Below are 26,778 nucleotides of genomic sequence, written 5' to 3'. Positions count from 1 at the left end.
CCAGTTGGTTTTGGTTGGCCCCGGCAGCCGGGGCGGTCAATATGTCCCCCCGCGTCAGCGGGAGGCGTGGAAATTGCGGCCAAGCGCAGCAGGTGCGCTGCTTTTGTCCGCGGAAAGGATAACAAGCACCAGGATGGTAATCAGATAGGGCGACATTGCCAGATACTCGACCGGAATGGCAACGCCTGCCGCCTGCAGATTGAGCTGCACCACGGTCACGCCGCCAAACAGATAGGCACCCAAGAGCGCGCGCCAGGGTTTCCAGCTGGCAAACACCACCAAGGCGAGCGCAATCCAGCCGATGCCGGCGGTCATGCCCTCGGTCCATTGCGGAACGCGAATGAGGCTGATGTAGGCGCCGCCAAGGCCTGCGCAGGCGCCGCCGAACATGATCGCAGCCAGGCGGATTTTCAGCACCTTGTAGCCGAGCGCATGGGCGGCGTCGTGGTTTTCCCCCACCGCGCGCAGCACCAGGCCGAGGCGGGAGTATTTCAGCATCCACCAGACTGCGGCGGTCAGCGCGATGCCGAAGTAGAGGATGATGTCATGGCCGAACAGGATCGGGCCGATCACCGGCAGGTCGCTGAGGACCGGGATGTGGATGTCGCCCATGCGCGGCGGCTTCACCCCGACATAGGACTGCCCCATCAGCGCCGACAGGCCCAGGCCGAACAGCGTCAGCGACAGGCCGGAGGCGACCTGGTTGGCCTGGGCAAACTGGGTGAGGATGGCAAACAGGATCGACAGTGCCGCGCCTGCGATGGCGGCGGCAATGAAGCCAAGGAAGGGCGAGCCGCTCTCCACCGCGGTGGCAAAACCGGCGATGGCGCCAACGATCATCATCCCCTCGACCCCGAGGTTCAGAACGCCGGCCTTTTCGACCACTAGTTCGCCGATGGCCGCCAGCAGCAGCGGGGTTGCCGCCACCATCAGCGAGGCGATGAGCAGGACCGGGTTGATTGCAGAAAGATCCATGTTACGCCACCTCCGGCTTGCCGATTGCGATGCGGAAATTGGTGAGCAGGTCGAACGCCAGCAGGAAGAACAGAAGCATCCCCTGGAACACCTGGATGGCCGCAGCAGGCAGCTGCAGGTTCGATTGCGCGATATCGCCGCCGATGTAAGTCAGCGCCATCAGTCCGCCTGCCAGCAGGATGCCCACCGGATGCAGGCGGCCCAGGAATGCGACGATGATCGCAGTGAAGCCATAGCCCACGTTGAAGTCGATGCTGACTTGGCCGGAGGGGCCGGAAACCTCGAACAGTCCGGCCAGTCCCGCCAGCGCACCGGAGGTGCCTAGGCAGAACAGCACCAGCCGGGTGGGGTTCACCCCGGCGAATTTCGCGGCCCGCGGCGCCTCGCCTGTCAGGCGGATGTGGTAGCCGGTCATGTGGCGGTTCAGCAGAACATAGGCAAAGATCACCGCGATCAGCGCGGCCACAACGCCCCAATGCATGCCGGTGCCGGCAATCAGCTCGGCGTTATGGGCGCTGTCCCAGGCCTGCAGGTTGCGGGAGCCGGGGAAGCCGAAGCCTTCAGGGTTCTTCAGCAGGCCCAGCGAGACCGAGGCCAGGAACTGCTCGGCCACATAGACCAGCATCAGCGAGACCAGGATTTCATTGGTGCCGAAGCGGGTTTTCAGAACCGCCGGGATCATCGCCCAGGCCCAGCCGCCAAGCGCGCCCGCCACAACCATCAGCGGGAAGATCAAGAACGACTCGGCAGGGTAGAAGGCAAGGCCCGCACCGGCGCCGCATATGGCGCCCATGATGTACTGGCCCTCGGCGCCGATGTTCCAGATGCCCGCGCGGAAGCCCAGCGACAGGCCGATGGCGATCAGCACCAGCGGCGCGCCCTTCACCAAAAGCTGCGGGCGGTAGTAAAAGGAGAACTCGCCAAACAGCGGCTCCCAGAAAATGGTGCGGATCGCCTCCACCGGCGGTTTGCCAAGCGCGGCAAACAAGAGCCCGCCGAAAATCATTGTCGCCAGCACCGCCACCAGCGGCGTCGCCATCGACCAGGCGCGCGACGGCTGCGGCCGTTTCTCAAGCCGGATCATTCAAGCGGCTCCCTGTTTCTTCTTTTGTTATTGTCATGCTTACGGTTGCGGTGTTCCGCCCAGCCTTTAGGCCGGGCAGCGCCCGTCCCGCCCCCCACGGGGCGGGCGCTTCGCTCCCACCCCGCCGGGCCGGGCGCTGCCCTTTGTGGAATGAACGAAGGTCAGACATGCGCCACCTCCATGCCGTGGGCGCCGCCCATCATCAGGCCGATTTCGTCCACCGTCAGCCCTGCGGCTTCGCGCGGGGCGCTGAGGCGGCCCTCGTTCAGGGCGGCAAAGCTGTCGGAGATTTCCATCAGCTCATCCAGGTCCTGGCTGATGCAGATCACCGCGGCGCCCTTGGCGGCCAGATCCAGCAGCGACTGGCGGATGGCGGCGGCAGCGGCGGCATCGACGCCCCAGGTCGGCTGGTTCACCACCAGCACGTCCGGGTCCTGCAGCACCTCCCGCCCGATCACGAACTTCTGCAGGTTGCCGCCAGAAAGCGACCGCGCCGCATTGCCGGGACCGGGGGTGCGCACGTCAAACGCCTTGATGATGCGCTCGGCGAAGTCCTTGGTCTTGCCCCAGTCGAGGAAGCCGTTCTTCTCCAGCCCCTCGCGCACCGACCCGGTGAGCATGGCGTTTTCCGTAAGGCTCATATCCGGCGCGGCAGCGTGGCCGAGGCGTTCTTCGGGTGCGGCCAGCACGCCGAGCTTGCGCCGGGCGGTGGGGCCGAGCTTGCCGATCGGCTGCCCGTGCAGCTTCACCGCGTCCGCCTCGGTCAGAGTTTCGCCGGACAGCACGCCCAGCAGTTCGTCCTGGCCGTTGCCGGCAACGCCGCCGATGCCGAGAATCTCGCCCTTGCGCACGGTCAGATGCACGTTCTTGAGCGCGGTGCCAAAGGCAGAGGGGGCCGGCACCGACAGGCCGGTGATGTCCATCGCCACATCGCCAAACTCGCGCGCCCCGCGCTGAGGTGTCAACAGGGTGCTGCCGACCATCATTTCCGCCATGTCGCGGGCGGAGGTCTCTGAGGGGGTGCATTCGCCCACGTTCTTGCCCAGCCGCAGGATGGTGGCGTGGTCGCAGAGGGTGCGGATTTCCTCCAGCTTGTGCGAGATATAGAGGATCGAAGTCCCCTCGGAGCGCAGTTTCTGCAGGGTCTTGAACAGGATCTCCACCTCCTGCGGGGTGAGGACCGAGGTCGGCTCATCCATGATCAGCAGTTTCGGGTCCTGCAGCAGGCAGCGGATGATCTCGACCCGCTGGCGCTCGCCCGCGGACAGGTCGCCGACGGTGCGGAAGGGGTCGAGCGGCAGCCCGTAGGTTTCCGACACTTCGCGGATGCGGGCGGCGAGGTCGCGCATCTCTGGCGGATTCTCCATGCCAAGCGCGATGTTCTCGGCCACGTTCAGCGCGTCAAACAGCGAGAAGTGCTGGAACACCATGGCGATGCCGTCGGCGCGCGCCTGGCGCGGCTCGGCCGGTTCATAGGGCTGGCCGCGCAACAGCATCTTGCCGCTGTCCGGTTTCACCAGCCCGTAGATCATCTTGACCAGCGTCGACTTGCCGGCGCCGTTTTCGCCGAGCAGGGCATGCACCTCGCCCTCGCCGATGTCAAAGGAAACGGTGTCATTGGCCACAACCCCGGGGTAGGCCTTGGTCAGGCCTTGCAGGCTCAACAGTGGTACACTCACGCGCGCCGGTCCTCTCTCTGTTCGTCTTCTTTTCCATGCCGCAGCAGTTGCGCCGCAACACCGACCGCAATCATCTGCGGATGTTTTCCAAGTTCCGGATCGCCGATCGGGCAGGTGATCCTTGCGATTGCCCCGGGGGCGTGCCCCAAGGCGGCAAGACGCGAGCGGAACCGCGCCCATTTGGTTTTGGAGCCGATCAGCCCGGCAAAGGCAAAGCCATGACTCAACAGCGCGTGGCATAGCGCCAGATCCAGCGCATGGGAATAGGTCAGCACCAAATGCGCAGCGTTTTCAGGCGCATGGCGAACCAGGAGCGCAACGTCAGCTGCCGGAATCGCGGTGACGCCGGCGGGGATCTCTGCCGGGAACCGCTCGGCGGCGGTGTCCGCCCAGGTGATCTGCAGGTCCGGCAGCGGCGCCAGCACATTGACCAGCGCCCGACCGACATGGCCCGCGCCCCAGATCCAGACCGGCAATTGGGGCTGGTGCACCGGCTCGATCATCCAGCCCTCGACCAGCTGCGGCGCCGGTGCCTGGCCCTGGCCGCGGGCGCCGGCGAGGAGCCGCTTCACCGCGACCGGCATCAGTGCCGGGCTGGCCGGGCGGGCGATGACGTGGCTGTCCAGCGTGTTCAGGTCTGCGGCCTCGTAAACCTCGCTGAAGAGCGTGACCGCACCACCGCAGCACTGACCCAGATCCGGCCCCAGCGCGTGGGTGCTGATCTGTTTCGGGGCCGCTTGCCGGCGGGCCGCCTCTGCTGCCTCATATTCCAGGGTGCCGCCGCCGATGGTGCCGGACTGGCCGGTCTCCCAGACCAGCATCGCGGTGCCCGCCTCGCGCGGGGAGGAACCGCGGATGGCGGCAATCACCACCCGCACCACGCGGCCATGCGCGGCAACCGCCCGGCGCAGCTCCTCAACGTCAAATCCCATCGCGCACTCTCCGGACCGCGCGCCAGACTTCCTCTGCCGTGGCGGGGGCGTTCAGCGCCGGGTAGGCGGTGCCAAAGGCCGCGACCGCATCGCTGAGCGCCAGCCAGGCGGAGATGCCCAGCATGAACGGCGGCTCCCCCACCGCCTTGGATCGGTAGATGGTGTCTTCCCGGTTCTGGCCGTCGAAAAGATTCACGTTGAACACATCCGGCCGGTCGGAACAGGCGGGGATCTTGTAGGTGGAGGGCGCATGGGTGCGCAGGCGGCCCGCATCGTCCCAGACCAGTTCCTCGGTCGTCAGCCAGCCTGCGCCCTGGACGTATCCGCCCTCGATCTGGCCGATGTCGATGCCCGGGTTCAGCGAGGCGCCGGCGTCATGCAGGATGTCGGCCCTCAGGATGCGGTTCTCGCCGGTCATAGCATCCACTGCCACTTCTGTCACCGCGGCGCCATAGGCAAAGTAGTAGAACGGGCGGCCCTGGCCCTTGATCCGGTCCCATTCGACCTTGGGGGTCTTGTAGAAGCCGGTGGCCGACAGGCTGACGCGGCCCTGGTAGCAGGCCATTGCGGCCTTCTCGAATGTCATCTCATCCTGGCCGATGCGCACCATGCCGTTTTCAAACACCACGTCGCCGGGGCTGGCCTGATGCTGCAGCGCCAGATGTTCGGCCATGCGGGCGCGCAAGGTGTCGCAGGCGGCCTTCACCGCCATCCCATTGAGGTCGGAGCCGGAGGAGGCCGCGGTGGCTGAAGTGTTGGGCACCTTGGCGGTGTCGCTGGCGGTGATCTTCACCTTGTCCAGCGGGATGCCGAACCGGCTGGCGGCGACCTGCGCCACCTTCTGGAACAGTCCCTGGCCCATCTCAGTGCCGCCATGGTTCAGATGCACCGAGCCGTCCTGGTAGACATGCACCAGCGCGCCCGCCTGGTTGAGGTGGGTGAGGGTAAAGGAAATCCCGAACTTCACCGGCGAGAACGCGATGCCGCGTTTCAGATGGGTCTGGCCCTCGTTCCACTTGGCAATCGCCGCCTTGCGCGCCGCATAATCCGAGGATTTCAGCAGCTGAGCGGTCAGATCGTGCAGGATATAATCCTCGACCGGCATGTGGTAGGGCGTGGTTTGCACATCCTTGGGCGGCGGGCTGGTTTTGGCGGGCTGCACCGGTGCGCCGCGGGAGGCGAGGTCGGCGTCCGGGTCCAGCGGCTGGCCGGAGGTGTCCTGCGCTTCGCCGGCGGGGGCTTCCGGGGTCTGCATGGGCGCGTAGTAATTGCGCTGCCGCAGTTCTGCCGGGTCCAGCCCCAGATCATGGGCGATGTGGTCCATCACCCGTTCGATCCCCACCATCCCTTGCGGGCCGCCAAAGCCGCGGTAGGCGGTGGCGCTTTGCCGGTTGGTGCGCAGGCGATGGCTTTCGATGCGGACATTCGGGATCAGATAGGCATTGTCGGCGTGCAGCATGGCGCGGTCGGCAACCGGCAGAGACAGGTCCTGCGCCCAGCCGCAGTCCACCAGGTGCAGGAACTCGACACCCTGCAGGCGGCCATCACCGTCAAACCCGGCGCGGTAGGAGATGCGGAAAGCGTGGCGCTTGCCGGTGATCACCATGTCGTCGTCGCGGTCATAGCGCATCTTGCAGGGCTTGCCGGTCAGCCGGGCGGCAACGGCGCAGGCGACGGCCAAGGCGTTGCCCTGGCTTTCCTTGCCGCCAAAGCCGCCGCCCATGCGGCGGGTCTCAACCCGGACGGCGTGCATCGGCAGTCCGATCGCCTCCGCCACCTTGTGCTGGATCTCGGTCGGGTGCTGGGTGGAGGAATGGACGTGCATGCCGCCATCCTCCTGCGGCAGCGCTAAGGCCGCCTGGCCTTCGAGGTAGAAATGCTCCTGGCCGCCCAGCTCGAACCTGCCCTCGACCCTGTGCGGGGCGGCATCAATGGCTTTGGCGGCGTCGCCCTTGTGATAGATGCGCGGGCCTTCCTCGAACCGGCTGTCGGCGGCGAGTGCGGCGTCGAGGGTCAGGAGGGCAGGTTCTTCCTTGTAATCCACCTTGCCCTTGCGGGCGGCGATGCGGGCATTGAGGTGGCTGTCGGCCACCACCAGGAATACCGGCTGGCCGACATAATTGACGGTGCCGGCCGCCAGCAGCGGCTCGTCGTGGATCGAGGGGGAGACGTCATTGGCAAAGGGCAGCCCCTTGGCGGTCAGCACTGCCACGACGCCGGGGCTTTGCTGCACGCCGCTGAGGTCCATGGCCGCGACATGGCCGCGGGCAATGGGGGAGAGGCCGAAGGCCAGATGCAGCGTGCCGGCAGGCGAGGGGATGTCGTCGACATAACGGGCGGCGCCGGTCACATGCAGCCGGGCGGAGTCATGGGGGAGGGGTTTGGAAACACTCATGGCCGCACCTCCAGCACCGAGACCGGCTGGCCGTTCAGGTCGGCGAAATAGCGGAGCAGCATATTGCGCGCGGTCTCCAGCCGGTATCCGGCAGAGGCGCGCATGTCGGTCATCGGGGTGAAATCCTGGTCGAAGGCCGCCGCGGCGGCCTGGATTGTGGCCTCATTCCAGGGCTGTCCGGTCAGGGCCGCTTCGACGTTTGCGGCGCGTTTCGGGATGCCCGCCATGCCGCCAAAGGCGATGCGGGCGGCGGAGATCTTGCCGTTCATCACGGTCATGTTGAAGGCGCCGAGCACGGCGGAGATGTCCTGGTCGAAGCGTTTCGACAGCTTGTAGACCTTGAGCGCATCGGGCTGGCGCGGGAAGCTGACGGCCTCGACGAACTCACCCGGGCCACGGTCCTGCCTGCCGTAGTCGAGGAAGAAGTCCTCCAGCGGCAATTCGCGGCGGCTGTCCCCCTTGCGCAGGTGCAGGGTGGCGCCGAGGGCGATCAGCGCGGGCGGGGTGTCGCCGATGGGGGAGCCGTTGGCGATATTGCCGCCCACGGTGGCGGCGGCGCGGATCTGCTGGGAGGCAAAGCGGCGCAGCATTTCGGCAAAGGACGGGTGCAGCGGCTCCATCGCTGTGCGCAGATCGTTCATGTCTGCCATGGCTTTGATGCGGACGGTGCTGTCCGTGACCTCGATCCCCTTGAGGTCATCGCAGCCGCCGAGGAAGATCATCTGCGGCAGGTGGCGGAGCTGCTTGGTGACCCAGAGGCCGACGTCGGTGGCGCCTGCGACCAGGGTGGCGTCGGGGCGGCGTTCAAAAAGGTCAGCCAGTTCATCGGCGGAACCCGGCAGCATAGGGGGCGCTGCCCCCCGGCCTGCGGCCTCCCCCCGGGATATTTCCGGCCAGATGAAGGACCCTTCCTGTGCGATCCAGTCCGGGACCGGGGCATCCTTGGCCGCCTCGGCAGCGCGGATGATCGGGGCGTAGCCGGTGCAGCGGCACAGGTTGCCCGCCAGCTGGTCGTCAAAATCCGTGGCGCCGTTGGCATGGGCCGTGACCATCGACATGATGAAACCGGGGGTGCAGAAGCCGCATTGGCTGCCGTGGTGATCGACCATCGCCTGCTGCACGGGGTGCAGGCTGCCGTCCGGGCCTGAGGCGCCCTCGACAGTGCGCACCGACTTGCCCTGCAGCTGCGGCAGGAACAGGATGCAGGCGTTCAGGGCCTTCGATCCGCGTGAATCGGTGACCATGACAGTGCAGGCGCCGCAATCGCCTTCGTTGCAGCCCTCCTTGGTGCCGGTGAGGCCCTGTTCCTCGCGCAGCCAGTCCAGCAGCGTCACTGTTGGGCTTGCGTCCGTGATGCGGACCGTTTCACCGTTCAGACGAAAGGTGAGTGCCATCTTCCCGAGACCCGCCGCGTTACCCCGTTGACCCGATGTGCCACCCTTCGATGCGGCGTAGAAGGCGCGGCGGGCTGTTTGTTGCTTGCTGGTTCCAGCCTAGGGAGCATCCCCTTGTCAAAGCAAGGAAAACCGCTGCCGCACTGCAGTATTCTGCGGCGCAATAAAGTTGCGGCATTCAGGGCTATGCTGTTATTATTTATGCTTTTTAGCCGTATCTTTGCGCAGGGCGCGGCTGGGGCGCGAAACAGCTTCAAAAAAATCCTGAAAATATCCGCGGACCGTTCCACTATTCCGGGAGACGGGCCGTGCAGTTCGCCCGTTCACCCCGCTGCGGCAATACGATAGCGTGGCGGCATGACAAGCTCTCCCCGATTCATTCATCTGCGCACCCATACCGAATACTCTCTGCTGGAGGGGGCCGTGCGGCTGAAGAAGCTGCCGGACCTGTGCAAGACGCACGGCATGCCCGCGATTGCGGTGACCGACACCAACAACCTGTTCTCGGCGCTGGAGTTTTCGGTGTCGGCGAGCGGCGCCGGGGTGCAGCCGATCATCGGCTGCCAGGTCGATCTGCGGTTCACCGAGCCGGCGCCCGGCGAAAGGCCCAAGCCGCCCGCGCCGCTGGTGCTGCTGGCCCAGAGCGAGGCCGGGTATGAGCATCTGATGAAGCTGAACTCTTGCCTGTATCTGCGGCAGGGGGGCGAGCTGCCGCATGTGACGCTGGAGGAGCTGGAGAGCCATTCCGAAGGCGTGATCTGCCTGAGCGGCGGGCCGGACGGGCCGGTTGGGCGGCTGTTGCAGATGGGCCAGCGCCCGGCGGCGGAAGCGTTGATGCAGCGGCTGAAGGCAATCTTCCCGGACCGTTTGTATGTGGAACTGCAGCGCCATCCGGGTGAGCACGGCCAGCCGGAGGCGGAGAAACAGACAGAGCGCGGCCATGTGGAAATGGCCTATGCCATGGGCCTGCCGCTGGTCGCCACCAATGACGTCTATTTCCCCAGCACGGAGATGTTCGAGGCGCATGACGCGATGATCTGCATCGCGGAGGGCGCCTATGTCGACCAGGTGGAGCCGCGGCGGCGGCTGACCGCGCAGCATTACTTCAAAAGCCAGGAGGAAATGGTTGCGCTGTTTGCCGACCTGCCCGAGGCGATTGAGAACACGGTGGAGATCGCCAAGCGCTGCGCCTTCATGGCCTATAGGCGCGACCCGATCCTGCCGAAGTTCGCCGATGACGAGGTGGCCGAGCTGCGCCGCATCGCCAACGAGGGCCTGCAGCAGCGTCTGGCGGTGATCCCGCACGCGGTGAGCGTCGAGGAATACCAGGCGCGGCTCGACTTCGAGCTGGGCATCATCGAGGGCATGGGGTTTCCCGGCTACTTCCTGATCGTTGCCGACTTTATCCAGTGGGCCAAGGACCACGACATTCCGGTGGGGCCGGGGCGGGGGTCCGGTGCGGGCTCTTTGGTGGCCTATGCGCTGACGATTACCGACCTTGATCCGCTGCGGTATTCACTGCTGTTCGAACGCTTCTTGAACCCGGAACGGGTGTCGATGCCTGACTTCGACATCGACTTCTGCATGGACCGCCGGGAAGAGGTGATCAAATACGTGCAGGAGAAATACGGCAGAGATAAAGTCGGGCAGATCATCACCTTTGGCGCGCTTCTGTCCAAGGCGGCGGTGCGCGACATGGGGCGGGTTCTGCAGATGCCCTATGGCCAGGTGGACCGGCTGTCGAAGCTGATCCCGGTCGAGGGCGTGAAGCCGATGTCCATCGCCGACGCGCTGAAGGAAGAGCCGCGGCTGAGCGAGGAAGCCCGCAATGAGCCGGTGGTGGACCGGCTGCTGACCTATGGCCAGCAGGTGGAGGGGCTCTTGCGCTCTGCCGGTACTCACGCGGCGGGCGTGGTGATCGGCGACCGGCCGCTGGATGCGCTGGTGCCGCTTTACCGCGATCCGCGGTCCGACATGCCTGCGACCCAGTTCAATATGAAATGGGTGGAGCAGGCGGGGCTGGTGAAGTTCGACTTCCTCGGCCTCAAGACCCTGACCGTCATTCAGAACGCGATGGATCTGATCTTCCAGTCGGGGCGCGACCTGCATATCGCCGCCGATGGCACCCAGCTTTATGAGCCGCCGGAGGGGGCGGAGAACCAGATCAACGCCATTCCGTTGGATGACAAGGTCACCTACGACCTGTATTCCCGCGCCAAGACGGTGGCGGTGTTCCAGGTGGAATCCACCGGCATGATGGATGCGCTGAAGCGCATGAAGCCCACCTGTATCGAGGACATCGTGGCGCTGGTGGCGCTGTACCGTCCCGGCCCGATGGAAAACATCCCGGTCTATTGCGAGGTGAAGAACGGCCAGCGCGAGATCACCTCTGTCCACCCGCTGATCGACCACATTCTGGAGGAAACCCAAGGCATCATCGTCTATCAGGAACAGGTGATGCAGATCGCCCAGGTGATGGCGAACTACACGCTGGGCGGTGCGGACCTGTTGCGCCGGGCGATGGGTAAGAAGATCAAGGAGGCGATGGACGCCGAGCGCCCGAAGTTCGAAAAGGGCGCGGCGGAAAACGGGGTTCCCGCCAAGAAGGCCTCGGAGGTGTTCGACCTTCTGGAGAAATTCGCCAACTACGGTTTCAACAAATCGCACGCGGCGGCCTATGCGGTGGTGAGCTATCAGACCGGCTGGCTCAAGGCGAACCACCCGGTGGAGTTCATGGCGGGCGTCATGAACTGCGATATCCATCTGACCGACAAGCTGGCGATCTACTTCGAGGAAGTGAAGAAGGGGCTGGGGCTGAAATACGTGCCGCCCTGCGTCAACCGCTCGCTGGCGACCTTCAACGTGGTGAACGGCGAACTGGTCTATGCGCTGGGCGCGCTGAAGAACGTCGGTTTGGACGTGATGCGGCTGGTGACCGAGGCGCGCAAGGAGGGCGGATATGACAGGCCCTTTGTCAATGTCTTCGACTTTGCCCGCCGGGTGAATCTCAAGAAGGTCGGCAAGCGGCCCCTGGAGATGCTGGCAAGGGCGGGGGCCTTTGACCAGCTCGATTCCAACCGCCGCCGGGTGTTTGAGAGCCTTGGCGCGCTGGTCGATTACTCCGCCGCGGTGCATGACCAGCGGAACTCGAACCAGGTGTCGCTGTTCGGCGAGGCGGGCGAGGACCTGCCGGAGCCGCGGCTGCCCAATGTGCCGGACTGGCTGCCGGCCGAGCGGCTGAGCGAGGAGTTCAAGGCGATTGGCTTCTACCTGTCGGGCCATCCGTTGGACGATTATATGCCGGCGCTGAAACGCAAGAAGGTGATGACGCTGGACGAGGTCACCGCCAAGGCCGAGCGCGGGCCCTTCATGGCCAAGATGGCCGGTGTCGTGGCCGGGCGGCAGGAGCGGAAGTCAGCCCGCGGCAACCGCTTTGCGTTTGCCCAGCTCAGCGACCCTTCGGGCGCCTATGAGGTGACGCTGTTCTCCGAGGTGCTGGAGAAGTCCCGCGAGTTCCTGGAGACCGGCGCCAAGGTGGTGATCACCGCCGAGGCGACGATGGAGAGCGACCAGCTGAAACTGCTGGTGCGCTCTGTCGGGCCGGTGGACAGCGCCATTGCAGATGCCGGGCGCAGTTCGCTGCGGGTGTATCTGAGCGATGCCGGCGCCGTCGGAACCGTGGCGCAGGTGCTGGAGGATGCCAAGGCGGCGGCCCGCAACGCATCGCGCGGCGAGGTCTACATGTACCTGCAGGACCCCGGCCTGCCCGGTGACGTGGAGATGGATCTGGGCCAGGCGTTCCCGATCAATCCGCAGATCAAGGGGGCGCTGAAATCGCTGGACGGCGTGATGGATGTAGAGGAGATTTGAGGCTGCGCGAGGCGCCCGGTGCCTCCGGCGGGAGGGCTGCGGCTGCCGTGCGGCCTTGCGCGTGAAATAAAATTAGCAACTTATGCCGCGCTGACCGCGTTGCATATTCAGATGGTTCAGGCCGACATCGGTTCCGCCATAGGACTGGAGAGTGCCGCAGTGCAAACATTGTTGGATTTCGGGGAGTACATGCCGCACGGCATGTGCCTGCTTTGGGAACCCTGGCTGCTGATCCTTTGGGCCGGCTCTGACCTTCTGATCTTCCTCGCCTACTTTGCCATCCCCTTGGCCCTGTTTAAGGTTTTGCGGCAGCGCAAGGACTTGAAACACCGCGGGCTGGTGCTGCTGTTTGCCTCCTTCATTCTTCTGTGCGGCCTGACCCATGCGGTGTCCATCCTGACGCTTTGGTGGCCGGCCTATCCGGCGCAAGGCCTGCTGAAGCTGGCCACCGCGCTGGTCTCGGCAACCACCGCGGTGGTGTTGTTCAAGCTGGTTCCGGTGCTTGTCGCGATACCGAGCCGCCGCGAACTGGAGCATGTCAACGGCAGGCTGCTGGAGGAAGTGGCCGCGCATGAGGAGACCCTTGACGTGCTGCGGCAGGCCCGGGATGAGCTGGAAATCCTGGTCGAGAAACGCACCGCCGAACTGCGGGACGTCAATGCCAAACTGGCGGTGACGGCGCGGGAAGCGGTGCACCGGAGCCACAATATGATTGCGGTGGTGTCGTCGATGGCGCGGCAAAGCGCGCGCGGCGTATCGGACGTGACCGACTTCGTCAGCACCTTCACCGGGCGTCTGAACGCGCTGGCCTCTGCCACCCAGACCGTCATGCAGGAGCCCTCCGGCGCCTCGGCGGATCTGGGAAGCGTGGTCCGGGCGCAGCTGGAGCCGGTGCTGCTGAGCTTCGGCGACAGGATGACGGTCAGCGGTCCCGAGGTGACGACCGGTTCGGAAGCGGCGCAGCAGATCAGCCTGGCGCTGCACGAGCTGGCGACCAATGCGCAAAAGTACGGCGCGGCCGACGGCGAGGATGCGCGCATCCGGGTGTCCTGGTCTGTCCGCGGGGAGGATGGCGCGCAGAACCGCCTGCGGCTGCGGTGGGAAGAGGATCTTTGCCATGAACCGGGCATGCCGGTGAACGGCACCGGAAGAACCGGGTTCGGCACCCGGCTGCTGACCCAGATCGTGCCATCCATGCTGCAGGGGGAGGCCAGCCGGACGGTGGAGGGCGGCAAGCTGATCTATGAGCTGGACGTTCCGCTGTCGGCCCTAGCCGAAGGGGAGAGCCAGGCCGAGAACGTGCAGCTTGCCACGCGCCTGACGGCACAGGGCTTTGGCTTGGCCTAGGCCTGCCAGGCGCTCCGGGCAGCGATTTTATTCCAAAATTCTTCCGCCGTTTGCGGCAGGCGTCAGTAATGCGGCGGGCGTTCGTCAGCGAAGACCACGCCGCCGCCGCCGTCCTGCTGGCGTTCGGCCTCGCGCTGCATCAGCATGGCGACGCGGCGGGTCAGCACGTCGATCTCCTGCTGCTGGCGGGCGATCACATCGCTCATCTCCTCCACGCTGCGGGTCAGGTGGGCGATTTGCTCTTCCAGATGCTGCATGAGGTGTCTCCTGGGTTCTGAAGCTGCTCTTAAAGGAGCGGAGTTGAAAAGCAAAGGACCGCCCCGCCGCGAGGCCGGGCTGCGTCATGCTGAAAGCATGCCTCCGGCATGATCCGCCCCCCACGGGGCGGCGCAGCCCTTATGTCTCAACGATGAACTGCGGCGTTGCCTCCGCCGCCTTCGTCTTGCTGTTGCGGCCCGCTTCCGCTAGACCGCCGGGCGAGTGAAACCGCTACCCGTGAGGAGGCCTCAGATGGCCAAAGTGAAGAAACAGCCCCGCCCCAAGGCGCAGACGCCGAAGGGGTTCCGTGACTATTTCGGTGCGGAGGTGACCCAGCGCAGCGAGATGCTGCGGGCCATCGCGGGTGTGTATCATCATTACGGGTTCGAGGCGCTGGAGTCCTCGGCGGTGGAAACCGTTGAGGCGCTGGGCAAATTCCTGCCCGATGTGGACCGCCCGAACGAAGGCGTGTTTGCCTGGCAGGAGACCGAGGACGACGGCAACGGCGACTGGATGGCGCTGCGCTATGACCTGACGGCGCCCTTGGCGCGGGTTTACGCGCAGCACCGCAACGACCTGCCGACGCCCTACCGCCGCTATGCGATGGGGCCGGTCTGGCGCAATGAGAAGCCGGGGCCGGGCCGGTTCCGCCAGTTCTACCAGTGCGATGCGGATACCGTGGGCAGCGCCTCGATGGCGGCTGACGCGGAGATCTGCGCGATGCTGTCCGACACGCTGGAGACCGTCGGCATTCCACGCGGCGATTACCTGGTGCGGGTCAATAACCGCAAGGTGCTGAACGGCGTGCTGGAGGCGATGGGCCTGGGTGACGGCGATGCCAAGCGCGACGACGTGCTGCGCACCATCGACAAGTTCGACAAGGTGGGCGAAGCGGGTGTACGCGAATTGCTGACCAAGGGCCGCCTGGATGCTTCCGGTGCCTTCATCGACGGCGTTGGCCTGTCGGACGATCAGGCGGCGCCGGTGCTGGCGTTCCTGACCTCCAAGGCGGCGGAGGCGGCGGGCACCATCGCCAACCTGCGCGCGGCGGTGGGCGACAGCAAGATCGGCCAGGAGGGCATTGCCGAGCTGGAGCAGATCGGCGAGCTGCTGGCCGCGGGCGGCTACGGCAAGGACCGGATCGAGATCGACCCCTCGGTGGTGCGCGGGCTGGGCTATTACACCGGGCCGGTGTTCGAGGCGGAGCTGACCTTCGAGATCCTCGACGAGAAGGGCCGCAAGCGGCAGTTCGGCTCGGTCTCGGGCGGCGGGCGCTATGACGGGCTGGTCAAGCGCTTCACCGGGCAGGAAGTGCCTGCGGTGGGGGTCTCGGTCGGTGTTGACCGTCTGCTGGCGGCGCTGCACGCCAAGGGGCGGCTGACGGCGGAGGCCACAGGCCCCGTTGTGGTCACCGTGATGGACCGTGACCGGATGGCGGATTACCAGGCGATGGTGGCGGAGCTGCGCAATGCGGGCATCCGCGCCGAGGTCTATCTGGGCAACCCCAAGAACTTCGGCAACCAGCTGAAATATGCGGACAAGCGGAATTCGCCGGTCGCGGTGATCGAAGGCGGCGACGAGAAGGCCAATGGCGTTGTGCAGATCAAGGACCTGATCCTGGGCGCCAAGATCGCCGAAAGCGCCACCCTGGAAGAGTGGAAGGAACGCCCGAGCCAGTTTGAGGTGCCGCGCAGCGAACTGGTGGCCAAGGTGCGTGAAATCCTGGACGGGCAGGGCTGATCATGACGCTCCGTTCTGACATTCAGGCCCGCGCGGCCCAGCTGCGGGTCCGCTTCGAGGCTGCTGGCGCGCAGGTGGTGGACACGCCATTGCTGCAGCCCGCCGGCACTTTGCTGGATCTTTATGGCGAGGACATCCGTGCCCGCGCCTATGTGACCACCGACGCCCTGCGCGGCGAGCAGATGCTGCGCCCGGACTTCACCGTGCCGGTGGTGGAGGCGCATATGCGCCACGGGGCGGAGCCTGCGCGCTATACCTATTCGGGCGAGGTGTTCCGCCGGCAGGAGCATTTTCCGGACCGGCCCAACGAATATCTGCAGGTCGGCTATGAGGTGTTCGAGCGCAACGATGCGGCGGCGGCGGATGCCGAGGTGTTTTCGCTGTTTGCGCTGCAGGTGCGCGGGTTGCCCTTGCGGGCGGCGACCGGCGACATCGGCATTCTGATGGCCGCCGTGCAGGGCCTCAACACCACGGAGAAGCGCAAGGCGGCGCTGATGCGGCACATCTGGCGGCCGCGCCGGTTCCGCTCCTTGCTGGACCGGTTTGCGGGCCGTGCCCCGGTGCCGGAAAGCCGAAGAAAACTGCTGTCGACCGAGGGCGATCTGACCGGCTCCGCGGTGGAGCTGGGCAAGCGCCGCGCGGCGGAAGTGCAGGCGCGGGTCGAGGCGCTGCGCGAGGATGCCAAGGCGCCGCCGATTGCCGAGCATGAGCTGCTGGCGCTGGAGGCGCTGATGGCGGTGCGGGAAACGGTGCCTTATGCGCTGGAGCAGATGCACGACATTGCCGTGGACCTGCCGCAGATCAGCCAGGCGCTGGACCGGCTGGATGCGCGCACCGCAGCGATGAAGGCGCGCGGCGTGGATGTGGAGAACCTGGACTTCGAGGCCTCCTACGGGCGCACCTCGATGGAGTATTACGACGGGTTTGTCTTTGGCTTCTACGCCGAGGCGCGGCCGGATCTGCCGCCGGTGGCCAGCGGCGGGCGCTATGACGCTCTGACCCGGCAGCTGGGCGACGGCGCGGAGATCCCGGCAGTGGGCGGCGTTCTGCGCCCGGACCTGATGCTGCAGCTGGAGGAGTCCCGCGCATGACCTTGAAGCTGGGGGTGCCGTCCAAGGGGCGGCTGATGGAAAAGACGTTCGACTGGTTTGCCAAGCGCGGCGTGACGCTGTCGCGTACCGGCTCCGACCGGGAATATGCCGGCGCGGTCGAGGGCGTGTCGAACATGGAGCTGGTGCTGCTGTCGGCGGGGGAGATCCCGCGCGAGCTGGCGGCGGGGCGCATTCACCTGGGCGTTACCGGCACCGATCTGGTGCAGGAGAAGCTGCCGCGGTTCGAACAGCAGGTCGAGGAGCTGGCGGAGCTGGGGTTCGGCCATGCCGACCTGGTGCTGGCGGTGCCGCAGTTCTGGATCGACGTGGACACGCTGGATGATCTGGACGCGGTTGCCTCGGCGTTCCGGGCGCAGCATGGCCACCGGCTGCGGATCGCCACCAAGTACCACCGGCTGGTGCGGGAGTTCCTGACCGATGCCGGGGTGGCGGATTACCAGCTGGTCGACAGCCAGGGCGCAACCGAGGGCACGGTGAAGAACGAAACCGCCGAGATGGTGGCCGATATCACCTCCACCGGCGAGACGCTGCGGGCCAACCACCTGAAGCTGCTGAGCGACGGCCTGGTGCTGAAGTCGCAGGCGACCCTGTGGCGCAGCCGGGTGGCGAAATACGCGGCACAGGACAAGGCGGCGCTGAATACGCTGCTGGATTTCCTGGAAAAGCGCGTCTGAGCGCGGCGGCCTGACTTCACCGCCAGTGCCATACGCTCAAGAAACCGTGATCATAGCGTGATGCCTTTCTCCGGCGCCCGGGTTTAAATCCGCGGCGCCGGCCTTAGCTGGGGTGGGGTACACTCCAACTGAAAGGACAGGCTATGAAGATACTAATGGTTTTGACGTCGCACGATCAGCTGGGGGACACCGGGGAGAAAACCGGTTTCTGGCTGGAGGAATTCGCCGCGCCCTATTACGTGCTGCGCGATGCCGGCGCCGAGGTCACCCTGGCCTCGCCCGCAGGCGGCCAGCCGCCGCTGGACCCGAAATCGGACTCTGAGGACGCCCAGACCGATGCCACCCGGCGGTTCAAGCAGGATGATGCCGCCCAGAAAGCGCTTGCCAATACGGTGAAACTGTCCGGTGTCGATGCGGGTCAGTTCGATGCGGTCTTTTATCCCGGCGGCCACGGCCCGCTGTGGGATCTGGCCGAGAGTGCGGACAGCCGCAAACTGCTGGAAAGCTTTGCCGCCGCGGACCGGCCTATCGGGGCCGTCTGCCACGCGCCGGGTGTTTTCCGCCACGTCAAAGGCAGCGATGGCGAACCGCTGGTCAAGGGCCGCCGCGTGACCGGCTTCACCAATGGCGAGGAAGAGGGTGTGGGCCTGACGGATGTGGTGCCCTTCCTGGTCGAAGACATGCTGAAGGACAAAGGCGCCGATTACCGCAAGGGCGATGACTGGGCCTCTTACGTCGAAGTCGACGGCAAGCTGGTCACCGGCCAGAACCCGGCCTCCTCGGAAGCGGCCGCCAAGGAACTGCTGGCCTTGCTGAAGTAATCCCGGCCGGGGCTGCGGGGCAGGCGGGGCGCCGTCTGCCCTGGCGGCTGCCGCCAGGACCGGGGCAGGGGGCTCAGATCACGCCGATTTCGGCCAGCGCCTGCGACAGCTCCGGCGGCAGCGGCTCTTCCTGGCTTTTGCCTGCGGGCAGGTCAGCGGGCGATTCTTCGGGCTTCAGGTAGCGCCAGCCCTGGAACGGGCGTTTTTGCGCCGTATGGGTGCGGTGGATCTCCGGATCCAGCACGATGGCGCAGCGGCGGATGCCGTCCTCGCCCGTCACCTCATCGAGCCGCAGGATGCGCTGACGGCATTGGATCAGCCCCTTGATCACCCAGTAGATCGAGCCGCCGTTCAGGATTTCGGCCTCGCGCTTGGGCCACATGCGGGTGACATGGCGGGGCAGGCCGCCGGGCAGGTCTTTGCGGCGCATCGCTTGCCAGGCCTTCAGGCTTTCGACGCTTTCGGTGCCCACCGAAAGCTTCACAAGATTCACGCGTTTATCCACAGGTTCCCCACAGAGTCGTCCAGAGTTCTGACAGTATATAGTAGTTTACTGATCGCTGGCTTCAAGGTATTGTGTTCCTCCACGCTTTTGCTGCAAGAAAGCATTAACAATTTGCGGATTCGCTGCCGGGGGAAATCCCCGGTGCCGGAGCCGCTTTTCCGGCGCTTGGACGCCAACACGACACAAGTACGACTCAAAGGACCGACATATGAGCCGCTTTGCCGCCCCCATCGCCGAGCAGATCTGGGATATGAAGTACCGTTTCAAGCAGGCCGATGGCGCGCCGATCGACGTGACCGTCGAGGACACCTGGCGGCGGATCGCGCGGGATCTGGCGCGGGCGGAGAAAAAGCCGGACGCGTGGGAAGAGAAATTCTATGCCGCGCTGGAGGATTTCAAATACCTGCCCGCGGGCCGGATCACCGCGGGCGCAGGCACCGCGCGTCAGGTGACCCTGTTCAACTGCTTTGTGATGGGCACCATCCCGGACAGCATGTCGGGCATTTTCGACATGCTGAAAGAGGCGGCGCTGACGATGCAGCAGGGCGGCGGCATCGGCTATGACTTCTCGACCATCCGGCCGCGCGGCGCCGATGTGAAGGGCGTGGCTGCGGATGCCTCCGGTCCCTTGTCGTTCATGGATGTGTGGGACGCGATGTGCCGCACCATCATGTCTGCCGGCTCGCGCCGCGGCGCAATGATGGCGACCATGCGCTGCGACCACCCGGATATCGAGCAGTTCATCACCGCCAAATCCGACGCCGCGCGCCTGCGCATGTTCAACATGTCGGTGCTGGTCACCGATGCCTTCATGGAAGCGGTGAAGGCTGACGGCTCCTGGGAGCTGCAGTTCGACGGCAAGGTCTATCACACCGTCGAGGCGCGCGACCTGTGGAACAAGATCATGCAGGCGACCTATGACTATGCCGAGCCGGGCGTGATCTTCATCGACCGCATCAACAAGGCCAACAACCTCAACTACATCGAGACCATCTGCGCCACCAACCCCTGCGGCGAGCAGCCGCTGCCGCCCTACGGCGCCTGCCTGCTCGGCTCGATCAACATGGCGCGGCTGGTGGCCAGCCCGTTTGAAAAAGACGCGCATCTGGACCAGGACGCGATGCAGGAGCTGGTCGCCACCGCGGTACGCATGATGGACAATGTGGTCGACGTGTCCAAGTTCCCGCTGGACGCGCAGGCGGAGGAGGCCCGGAACAAGCGCCGGATCGGCCTGGGGGTCACCGGTCTCGCCGATGCGCTCTTGATGCTGGGGCTGGAATACGGCTCCGACGAGGCGGCGCGTCAGACCGACGAATGGCTGCACGCGATCGCCCGCGCCGCCTATCTGGCGTCGGTGGACCTGGCCAAGGAAAAGGGCGCCTTCCCGCTGTTTGATGCCGAGAAGTACCTGAACTCCGGCAACATGCTGAACATGGACGAGGACGTGCGCGACGCCATCCGCGAGCACGGTATCCGCAACGCGCTGCTGACCTCGATCGCGCCGACCGGCACCATTTCGCTTTATGCAGGCAACGTGTCCTCGGGTATCGAGCCGGTGTTTGCCTATGCCTATACCCGCAAGGTGCTGCAGAAGGACGGCTCCCGCACCGAGGAGGAAGTGGTCGACTACGCGGTTCAGATGTTCCGCGAGAAGTTCGGCGCCGACGCCAAGCTGCCCGATTACTTCGTCAACGCCCAGACGCTTTCGCCCGCGGCCCACGTAAAGATGCAGGCGGCGGCACAGAAATGGATCGACTCGTCGATCTCCAAGACCATCAACTGCCCGGAAGACATCTCTTTCGACGACTTCAAGGACGTCTACATGCAGGCCTGGGACCAGGGTTGCAAGGGCTGCACCACCTACCGCCCGAATGACGTGACCGGATCGGTCCTGACGGTGAGCGAGAGCGCCGATACCGCGCCGGGCGAGACCGCCAAGGCGCCGCATGAGAGCGATTTCGACGAGAACGGGGCCGAGGTCGTCTACATGTCCGAGCCTCTGGACCGCCCGCAGTCGCTGGAGGGCCATACCTACAAGCTGAAGTGGCCGGATTCTGAGCACGCGATCTACCTGACCATCAACGACATCATCATCAACGGCCACCGCCGCCCGTTCGAGGTCTTCATCAATTCCAAGAACATGGAGCATTATGCCTGGACCCTGGCGCTGACCCGGATGATCTCGGCGGTGTTCCGCCGCGGCGGCGACGTGTCTTTTGTGGTCGAGGAGCTGAAAGCGGTGTTCGACCCGCGCGGCGGTGCCTGGGTGCAGGGCAAGTACATCCCCTCGATCCTGGCCGCGATCGGCGGCGTGATCGAGACGCATCTGGTCAAGACCGGTTTCCTGGAGGGCGAGGGCATGGGCCTGAAGTCCGACCCGCAGGCGCAAGTGGTGAACCTGAACCAGCCCCGCGGCAAGGCCTGCCCAAGCTGCGGCCAGTACGACATGCAGATGGTCGAAGGCTGCATGACCTGCCGCAGCTGCGGCCACTCGAAGTGCGGGTGAGGGGTAAGCAGTGCTGTTGTTCGGTGTATGACCCGCGAAAACGTGCCCATTTTGGGGTTTTCTGACCATTCCGACACGGGTTTAATGACCACCGGCCGCGACGCGGCCGGTGGTTTCTTTTTAAAACAATGGCATAGGGGGCGGTTGCCTTTTGCCTGCTGACGAGACCGGTTCGCCTGAACAAGCCCGCTCAGCCTGTTGACTGAAGCCGCTGTTATGAGCAGGACTGAAGTGCAAACCTGGCCAGGTTCTTTCCTTCACTTACCCGAGCACAGCCTGTGCAATCGGGAGCCAGACGGCGCAGTGCGCCGGGAAAGGGCCAGCTATGTCCAAGATCAAATTCATCGACGCAGAGTTCCTAGATGCCGACAAAGAACGTCGGGCAATACGGCGGCGCCTGGAGCGGTTTCTGAAAGAGCGGCGCGTATCAGAGCGCGGCGTTGTGCCTCCGGAACCGGAGGATCCGGAGGACGTCCTGCGGTGGGAAACAGACTTGATGCAGGTTCGTTTCGAGCGCGAAGTTCAGGACCGCATAGACCGCCGGGTGATCAGGCTGGCGGAGCGGCGGGACGCGGCTGCAGGCCTCGCCCACCTGAAGCGCGATGACCGAAGGGCACTCGAGGTTCTGCGCAACGGGGTGAGCCTGATCAGGATCCGGACAGAAGACCAAGTGGATGAAATCGCCGCTGGTATTCATGCCGACATGCCCTGGATGGCACCTGCGACGGATCTCCTTTGGAAATCGATGCGGCGATCAGTCCGCAATGGGGATTCGGGCTTTCGCTTGCCTCCGGTGCTGCTGGACGGACCCCCGGGAATTGGCAAGAGCATGTGGGCCCGTCAGCTGAGCACAGCACTTGGTGTGCCCCGCTGTGGCGTAGAGGCGACGGCAGAGCAGGCGTCGTTCGGCATCGTGGGCTCCCAGCGCGGCTGGGCCAACGCACAGCCGGGACGCCCTTTGATGACGATCCTGAAGCACCTGATCGCGAACCCGATTGTCGTTGTGGATGAGGTGGAGAAGGCGGGAGTTGCGACTTCGACAAAAGGGAACAGCTTTGGACTTGCCGAGGGACTGCTGTCCCTCTTGGAGCCATCTTCGGCGGCATCATGGCAATGCCCCTACTATCAGGTCGGGTTCGACATGTCCTGGATCAGCTGGGTGCTGACCAGCAACACCTTAACAACCTTGCCAGCTCCTCTGTTAAGCCGCCTGGAGGTCATAAAGCTGTCACCTGTCCCGGTGCCTGACCTGGTAGCCTTTGCCCGCCGTGAGGGTGGCAGGCGCGGGTTGGCACAAGCGTCTGTCGAGGCCGTAGTCGAGGTGCTGGAGATTTCTGGTCAGACAGCGCCGTTGAGCCTGCGGCATGTCATCCGGATGCTCACTCGGGGGGAAGCGTTGGAGGCGGCTCGGCTTCTTCATTGAACATGCAATTTCTTTAAACGTAGAGCTTTGTTGGAAGGAGCCGCATATGGCCAGCCGAAATCATTACATCACTGTTGAAGCGCAGCGCATCATGGAGCGGTTTCCCGAGGTGTATGGGCCTCCGCCTTGGAGCATCAAGAAGACAAGCCTCGCTTGGGGCTTCGCCTGTGGCGAGGGCTGGTATCCTCTGATTGAGCGCCTTAGTGCAGATCTCGCCGACATCATACGTGAGGATGGTCTGACACGCTTCCGGGCGCAGCAGGTTAAACAGAAACTGGGTGAGTTGCGGTTCTATGAGCGCGGCGGCAACGAGCGCACCGCCTATCGGATAGCTCAGGCCCAGATGGAAGCTGCGAAGACCTGTGAGCATTGCGGTACTCGGTCGGCCCAGAAGAAATCCCTCGGCGGCTGGCTAACAACCACATGCGATGCCTGCGCGGTGCGGCTATTGAGGTCTCGATCTTAGCAGGAGCAGCACCCCTAATTGCTTATGGTGGCATGCTCTGAGCCTTTAAGTGTCTCCTACTGCTTGTAGACATGCTGTAGGCGTGAAGGCTGGTAGCCAACTTCCCGTATTCGGACATCCCACTTGGCGTAGGAGATGGCGTGGTTCAGCACAGATGACGCTGGGCTTAGCAGGAATGTCAGCGTTGCGCAGGAAGCGCCCATTGCAAACTCGGCCGTTGACGCAGCCAGCCGAGGTTTTCTGCTGCGGCGCGGCCCGCCGTTACGGTCGTTCGCTGCGACTGCGAGGTTTTGCAGCTGGTGAGCTCACACAGTGCGGGACTAAGCTGCCATTGCGCAGCACAGTTCAGCTAGCTGAGATCACCGCTTCTTTTGTTGGCGCAGTCAATCCAGTCAGAGGCAAAATCGACTAGAGATCGAAAATCGCATATCTTGCAATCCGCACCTCCGAATTTCCCGAAAGAAACAGCGTCGGTCTTTTCGAACGCCTCACCCACTGCAGGAAACAGCCGGTTCATATCATCTGCCACGTCGGGTGTTTCGATCCATGATCCGTTGGGGCCACCGTTCTTGAAGCGCCGCGTCTTGGTCCGCTTATGTTGTGCAAAGGTCTCGGCTGTGTGAAGGGCCGAGCATCGGTTCCAGCCGACCCCGATCAGCAAGATCTTCATGGCAGAGCGATCACGGAGCTTCCCAAGGGGCGTTTTCTCTCCCGTTGCCCACGCGAGGCTGTGTTCCTTGAGAAAGTCATTTGCTTTCTTGCCATTGAGGCAGATCGATACAGCCGGGTGTTCGCTGCGTTGGGTTCCCGGCCAGGTTCTGAAAGTCTCCGCAATGACACCCATGCCAGACGTTGGGGATTTCGCTACATCGAAACCGGGAACCGCGTCTTCGATTTCGGCAATCTTATCTTGGGTCAAGCGGGAGGGATCAACTCCAGCAGGAAAGTAGGCGTCGGAAGAGAACCCGGGCATTCCTACAAGACCTGTTTCACCTACCGCTTTGAGAAGGCTTTCCACAATTGTTCGTGACCTGCCCCCCGCGAAATCCCTCACCATGATGTAGAGTCTGCCCAACCTATGTAGGAGCAGACGAATGCGTAAGAGCCGTTACACCGAGGCGCAAATCATCGGGATGATCAAAGAGCAGGAAGCCGGGATGCCGACGGCGGAGGTGTGCCGCCGGCATGGGCTGAGCCCGGCGACCTTTTACAAGCTGAAGTCCAAGTATGGCGGCATGGAGGTATCGGAGGCGGCGCGGCTGAAAGCGCTGGAAGATGAGAATGCCAAGCTGAAGCGGCTGCTGGCAGACACGATGCTCGACAATGTGGTTCTGAAAGACCTGCTGGGAAAAAGCTGACGGCACCGAAGGAGCGGCGAGAGGCAGCGCTCACTGCGATGCGGGATCATGGCATCTCGCAGCGCAGGGCCTGCCGGCTTGTCGGTGTCGACCCCAAGACGGTCCGGCGCAAACGCCCGCCCGACCATCCCGAGATCCGCCAGGAGATGAAAGAGATCGCTGGCAAACGCCGCCGGTTCGGCTACCGGCGGATCGGCGTGCTGCTTGAGCGAAAAGGCATGATCATGAACCACAAAAAGCTTTACCGCCTCTACCGGGAGGAGGGTCTTGCAGTGAAACGGCGGCGGGGCCGCAAACGCGCCCGGGGCTCGAGAACGCCGATGCCCGAAGCCACACAGCCCAACCAGCGCTGGTCCCTGGATTTCCTGGCAGACAGCTTCGGCGCGGCGCGGAAGTTTCGCATCCTGGCCGTGAATGACGACTGCTGCCGGGAAAACCTGTGCCTGGCGGCAGACACCAGCATTTCAGGAGAGCGCGTTGCCCGGGAGCTGGACGCGCTCGTCCGGATCTACGGAAAACCCGCTTGCATTGTCAGCGACAACGGGACGGAATTCACCAGCCAGGCAATCCTGAAATGGGCCGACAGGAACGGGGTGGATTGGCATTACATCGACCCCGGAAAACCGCAGCAGAATGCCTTTATCGAGTCATTCAACGGCAGCCTGCGGGACGAGCTTCTCAATGAAGAGCTGTTCGATACCCTGGACGATGCCCGCCGCAAGCTGGCGCTGTGGCGCTACGATTACAACAACGTCAGGCCGCATTCTTCGCTGGGGAACAGAACGCCAATGCAAGCGCGGCAGGCGCTTGAGCTATTTGAGGGCTCCGCGCCTGCCGCGCTTGCCAAGCCCGAGACCGACGATTACCAAAACCAAACCCGCAGACTCTCCTCATGAACGAGGGACCAGCGGGGGGCAGGTCACCTGGCCTCTCGTTGTAGAGTTTATCCCCTGCTGCGAGATCTTGCACATCTCACAGTAGGGAGTGCGTTTCGCAATGTGTGTTACAAATTTGTTTCTCAAATCATTGAGGGTCGAGATCTAAGCGTCGGGTCACCGACGTTGGCCGGATGAAGCCAAGGCCCAGGCGGTGGCGGATAGCTCCAGGCTACCCTCGAAGCCATCGCCGCAGTTGACTCTGGCAGCCGGCTCGATGAACTCCTCTCTTAGAACTTCCAGCCGTTAAGTTGAAAGGCCGGTGCCCTTCAGGTGAGGGAAATATCCCATGTCGTTGCACAAGAACCCCAAGATGGGGTTCTTGTGCTTTTTGCTTCACGGTATGCGGTACAATACGCCAAATGGAAATCGTTAAAGTCAACCGCTAGTACAACGACCGCGATGGCAACCGCCAGGAAGCGACTGATTACCACAACATCGTTGTCTTTGGGAAAGTCGCGGAGAACTGCGCCCGCTACCTCCACAAAGGAGCACTTGTGATGGTCGAGGGCAGGATGGGTTGTAGTCAGCGGCCGCTCGTGTTCCAGTACAGGCGCAACGCCGCCATCGTCTTATGGAAGTCAGCCATGTTCCAACAGACGTTCGCCCCGTCTCGTATCAACCAGTGCAGGTCGTTGGCGCACGCTAGTTGGGTCGGGTCACAACTATCCAACCACGCCAGGCAGTTCTCGACCGTCTGTTGATACGTCCAGCTGAAGTTTTGCGTCGGCACGTTCCAGAGCATCCCCTCCAAGAAGTAGGAAAGGCTCCGGGAAATCAGACGCGATCCGGCACCTCTGTGAACTGGCCGGTCAGGACCACAAGGTGGTGGAGCACAACACCATCCGCAGCCTGGACGGCAGGCGTTTTGAGCTGCGCGGCGAGGCGTTTTCCACGGAATTTCTGACCGGCTCCGTGACTCGCTTTTGCCCTGCCTGCCTGGCCGAGGATGAAGGTGCCGCCAGCCGTCCCCACGCACGGCGGCGGGGGCGGCTGGAGTGGCTGCTGGCTCCGGTCAGGATTTGCCCGCGCCATCTGCAGCCGCTCATGGAGCGGCAGCGTGATGCCTGGGACGGCAAGGCCCGGGAACTGCAGCTGCTGGTGCCTGAAACCGGTGCTGCTCTGCAGGCGCTGGCGGAGACGTTATCAACGCTTTGGTGCAGCCCGCGGTGCTCCAGCACAACCACGCTCTGCTTTCTGAACTGCCGCTGATCAGTAACGTGATCAATGAAACCAAGGATAAGCCCCGCAGCGACGAGCAGAATGCCGAGGAAGACGGTGATCTGGGACCAGTAGACCGATAA

Annotated in this window: 21 protein-coding genes; 11 read left to right on the top strand and 10 right to left on the bottom strand. The window is 64.2% G+C overall.

All coding sequences use genetic code 11. From position 1 onward, the window contains the following. Positions 1-54 precede the first annotated feature (54 nt). The 6 genes from R2C4_RS13080 to xdhA form a co-directional block, all read right to left on the bottom strand. Positions 55-975: an ABC transporter permease gene (locus R2C4_RS13080; protein ID WP_141890972.1), complete on the bottom strand. Its 921-nt coding sequence runs from the start codon at positions 973-975 to the stop codon at positions 55-57. Position 976: 1 nt separating this feature from the next. Next, positions 977-2,059, bottom strand: a complete 1,083-nt coding sequence (locus tag R2C4_RS13075; protein ID WP_141890971.1) for an ABC transporter permease — start codon at positions 2,057-2,059, stop codon at positions 977-979. A 161-nt stretch (positions 2,060-2,220) separates the two neighbouring features. Further along, positions 2,221-3,738 (bottom strand): ABC transporter ATP-binding protein, encoded by a 1,518-nt coding sequence (locus R2C4_RS13070; protein WP_141890970.1) that lies wholly within the window; start codon positions 3,736-3,738, stop codon positions 2,221-2,223. Continuing rightward, the gene (xdhC, locus tag R2C4_RS13065) at positions 3,735-4,670 is read right to left on the bottom strand and encodes a xanthine dehydrogenase accessory protein XdhC (RefSeq protein ID WP_141890969.1); all 936 of its coding nucleotides are present in this window, start codon (positions 4,668-4,670) and stop codon (positions 3,735-3,737) included. The genes R2C4_RS13070 and xdhC overlap by 4 nt, the downstream gene beginning before the upstream one ends. Then, a complete protein-coding gene (xdhB, locus tag R2C4_RS13060) occupies positions 4,660-7,065 on the bottom strand; it encodes a xanthine dehydrogenase molybdopterin binding subunit (protein WP_141890968.1) in 2,406 nt (801 codons plus the stop codon). The genes xdhC and xdhB overlap by 11 nt, the downstream gene beginning before the upstream one ends. Then, positions 7,062-8,459, bottom strand: a complete 1,398-nt coding sequence (gene xdhA / locus R2C4_RS13055; RefSeq protein ID WP_141890967.1) for a xanthine dehydrogenase small subunit — start codon at positions 8,457-8,459, stop codon at positions 7,062-7,064. Before xdhA ends, xdhB begins: the two co-directional genes overlap by 4 nt. A gap of 357 nt (positions 8,460-8,816) precedes the next feature. On the opposite strand from xdhA, the gene dnaE reads away from it, so the two are divergent. Beyond that, positions 8,817-12,329: a DNA polymerase III subunit alpha gene (gene dnaE / locus R2C4_RS13050; RefSeq protein ID WP_141890966.1), complete on the top strand. Its 3,513-nt coding sequence runs from the start codon at positions 8,817-8,819 to the stop codon at positions 12,327-12,329. Positions 12,330-12,488: 159 nt separating this feature from the next. Next, positions 12,489-13,676 (top strand): sensor histidine kinase, encoded by a 1,188-nt coding sequence (locus R2C4_RS13045; protein ID WP_167510258.1) that lies wholly within the window; start codon positions 12,489-12,491, stop codon positions 13,674-13,676. A gap of 62 nt (positions 13,677-13,738) precedes the next feature. Here the strand turns inward: R2C4_RS13045 and R2C4_RS13040 are convergent, their stop codons facing one another. Next, positions 13,739-13,933, bottom strand: coding sequence for a SlyX family protein (locus tag R2C4_RS13040; protein WP_141890964.1), 195 nt, complete (start codon positions 13,931-13,933; stop codon positions 13,739-13,741). Positions 13,934-14,186: 253 nt separating this feature from the next. Between R2C4_RS13040 and hisS the strand changes: the two genes are divergently transcribed. The 4 genes from hisS to R2C4_RS13020 all read left to right on the top strand — a co-directional run bounded on the left by hisS (position 14,187) and on the right by R2C4_RS13020 (position 18,281). Continuing rightward, the gene (gene hisS / locus R2C4_RS13035; RefSeq protein ID WP_141890963.1) at positions 14,187-15,674 is read left to right on the top strand and encodes a histidine--tRNA ligase; all 1,488 of its coding nucleotides are present in this window, start codon (positions 14,187-14,189) and stop codon (positions 15,672-15,674) included. 2 nt (positions 15,675-15,676) lie between these two features. Further along, positions 15,677-16,765 (top strand): ATP phosphoribosyltransferase regulatory subunit, encoded by a 1,089-nt coding sequence (locus R2C4_RS13030; protein WP_141890962.1) that lies wholly within the window; start codon positions 15,677-15,679, stop codon positions 16,763-16,765. Beyond that, positions 16,762-17,460, top strand: coding sequence for an ATP phosphoribosyltransferase (gene hisG, locus R2C4_RS13025; RefSeq protein ID WP_141890961.1), 699 nt, complete (start codon positions 16,762-16,764; stop codon positions 17,458-17,460). The genes R2C4_RS13030 and hisG overlap by 4 nt, the downstream gene beginning before the upstream one ends. A gap of 143 nt (positions 17,461-17,603) precedes the next feature. Beyond that, a complete protein-coding gene (locus tag R2C4_RS13020) occupies positions 17,604-18,281 on the top strand; it encodes a type 1 glutamine amidotransferase domain-containing protein (protein WP_141890960.1) in 678 nt (225 codons plus the stop codon). 73 nt (positions 18,282-18,354) lie between these two features. Here R2C4_RS13020 and R2C4_RS13015 read toward each other — a convergent pair whose 3' ends face one another. Next, positions 18,355-18,786: a DUF1489 family protein gene (locus tag R2C4_RS13015; protein ID WP_141890959.1), complete on the bottom strand. Its 432-nt coding sequence runs from the start codon at positions 18,784-18,786 to the stop codon at positions 18,355-18,357. A gap of 208 nt (positions 18,787-18,994) precedes the next feature. On the opposite strand from R2C4_RS13015, the gene R2C4_RS13010 reads away from it, so the two are divergent. From R2C4_RS13010 to R2C4_RS13000, 3 genes are all read left to right on the top strand, one after another. Beyond that, positions 18,995-21,292, top strand: coding sequence for an adenosylcobalamin-dependent ribonucleoside-diphosphate reductase (locus R2C4_RS13010; RefSeq protein ID WP_141890958.1), 2,298 nt, complete (start codon positions 18,995-18,997; stop codon positions 21,290-21,292). Positions 21,293-21,617: 325 nt separating this feature from the next. Beyond that, entirely contained in the window at positions 21,618-22,715 is a 1,098-nt protein-coding gene (locus tag R2C4_RS13005; protein WP_141890957.1) for an AAA family ATPase, read from the top strand. Between the two features lie 46 nt (positions 22,716-22,761). After that, positions 22,762-23,181 carry a hypothetical protein gene (locus R2C4_RS13000; protein WP_141890956.1) on the top strand — a complete coding sequence of 140 codons (420 nt, stop codon included), beginning with the start codon at positions 22,762-22,764 and terminating at the stop codon, positions 23,179-23,181. Between the two features lie 349 nt (positions 23,182-23,530). Here R2C4_RS13000 and R2C4_RS12995 read toward each other — a convergent pair whose 3' ends face one another. Then, positions 23,531-24,199 (bottom strand): AAC(3) family N-acetyltransferase, encoded by a 669-nt coding sequence (locus R2C4_RS12995; RefSeq protein WP_167510257.1) that lies wholly within the window; start codon positions 24,197-24,199, stop codon positions 23,531-23,533. A gap of 76 nt (positions 24,200-24,275) precedes the next feature. On the opposite strand from R2C4_RS12995, the gene R2C4_RS12990 reads away from it, so the two are divergent. Continuing rightward, positions 24,276-25,435, top strand: a protein-coding gene (locus R2C4_RS12990) for an IS3 family transposase (protein WP_141889259.1) whose coding sequence is annotated in 2 segments (ribosomal slippage) — positions 24,276-24,534 and positions 24,534-25,435 — 1,161 coding nt in all. Because the reading frame shifts where the segments join, the coding sequence is not laid out codon by codon here. A 565-nt stretch (positions 25,436-26,000) separates the two neighbouring features. Here R2C4_RS12990 and R2C4_RS21580 read toward each other — a convergent pair. Further along, on the bottom strand, positions 26,001-26,219 hold the full coding sequence (locus R2C4_RS21580) for a nucleotidyltransferase-like protein (protein WP_477218300.1): 219 nt from the start codon (positions 26,217-26,219) through the stop codon (positions 26,001-26,003). 80 nt (positions 26,220-26,299) lie between these two features. On the opposite strand from R2C4_RS21580, the gene R2C4_RS12980 reads away from it, so the two are divergent. Continuing rightward, positions 26,300-26,686, top strand: a complete 387-nt coding sequence (locus R2C4_RS12980; protein WP_244940727.1) for a TniQ family protein — start codon at positions 26,300-26,302, stop codon at positions 26,684-26,686. Positions 26,687-26,778 lie beyond the last annotated feature (92 nt).

It is taken from the genome of Leisingera aquaemixtae, assembly GCF_006740765.1.
Classification (GTDB): Bacteria; Pseudomonadota; Alphaproteobacteria; order Rhodobacterales; family Rhodobacteraceae; genus Leisingera; species Leisingera aquaemixtae.
This window is presented reverse-complemented; position numbering and strand designations above follow the sequence as displayed.

Coding starts and splice junctions, on each gene's coding strand:
- hisS (WP_141890963.1), top strand. CDS start 14,187: ATGGCCAAAGTGAAGAAACAGCCCCGCCCCAAGGCGCAGACGCCGAAG.
- R2C4_RS13010 (WP_141890958.1), top strand. CDS start 18,995: ATGAGCCGCTTTGCCGCCCCCATCGCCGAGCAGATCTGGGATATGAAG.
- xdhB (WP_141890968.1), bottom strand. CDS start 7,065: ATGAGTGTTTCCAAACCCCTCCCCCATGACTCCGCCCGGCTGCATGTG.
- R2C4_RS13005 (WP_141890957.1), top strand. CDS start 21,618: ATGTCCAAGATCAAATTCATCGACGCAGAGTTCCTAGATGCCGACAAA.
- R2C4_RS13020 (WP_141890960.1), top strand. CDS start 17,604: ATGAAGATACTAATGGTTTTGACGTCGCACGATCAGCTGGGGGACACC.
- dnaE (WP_141890966.1), top strand. CDS start 8,817: ATGACAAGCTCTCCCCGATTCATTCATCTGCGCACCCATACCGAATAC.
- R2C4_RS21580 (WP_477218300.1), bottom strand. CDS start 26,219: ATGCTCTGGAACGTGCCGACGCAAAACTTCAGCTGGACGTATCAACAG.
- R2C4_RS13040 (WP_141890964.1), bottom strand. CDS start 13,933: ATGCAGCATCTGGAAGAGCAAATCGCCCACCTGACCCGCAGCGTGGAG.
- hisG (WP_141890961.1), top strand. CDS start 16,762: ATGACCTTGAAGCTGGGGGTGCCGTCCAAGGGGCGGCTGATGGAAAAG.
- R2C4_RS13080 (WP_141890972.1), bottom strand. CDS start 975: ATGGATCTTTCTGCAATCAACCCGGTCCTGCTCATCGCCTCGCTGATG.
- xdhA (WP_141890967.1), bottom strand. CDS start 8,459: ATGGCACTCACCTTTCGTCTGAACGGTGAAACGGTCCGCATCACGGAC.
- xdhC (WP_141890969.1), bottom strand. CDS start 4,670: ATGGGATTTGACGTTGAGGAGCTGCGCCGGGCGGTTGCCGCGCATGGC.
- R2C4_RS13000 (WP_141890956.1), top strand. CDS start 22,762: ATGGCCAGCCGAAATCATTACATCACTGTTGAAGCGCAGCGCATCATG.
- R2C4_RS13030 (WP_141890962.1), top strand. CDS start 15,677: ATGACGCTCCGTTCTGACATTCAGGCCCGCGCGGCCCAGCTGCGGGTC.
- R2C4_RS13075 (WP_141890971.1), bottom strand. CDS start 2,059: ATGATCCGGCTTGAGAAACGGCCGCAGCCGTCGCGCGCCTGGTCGATG.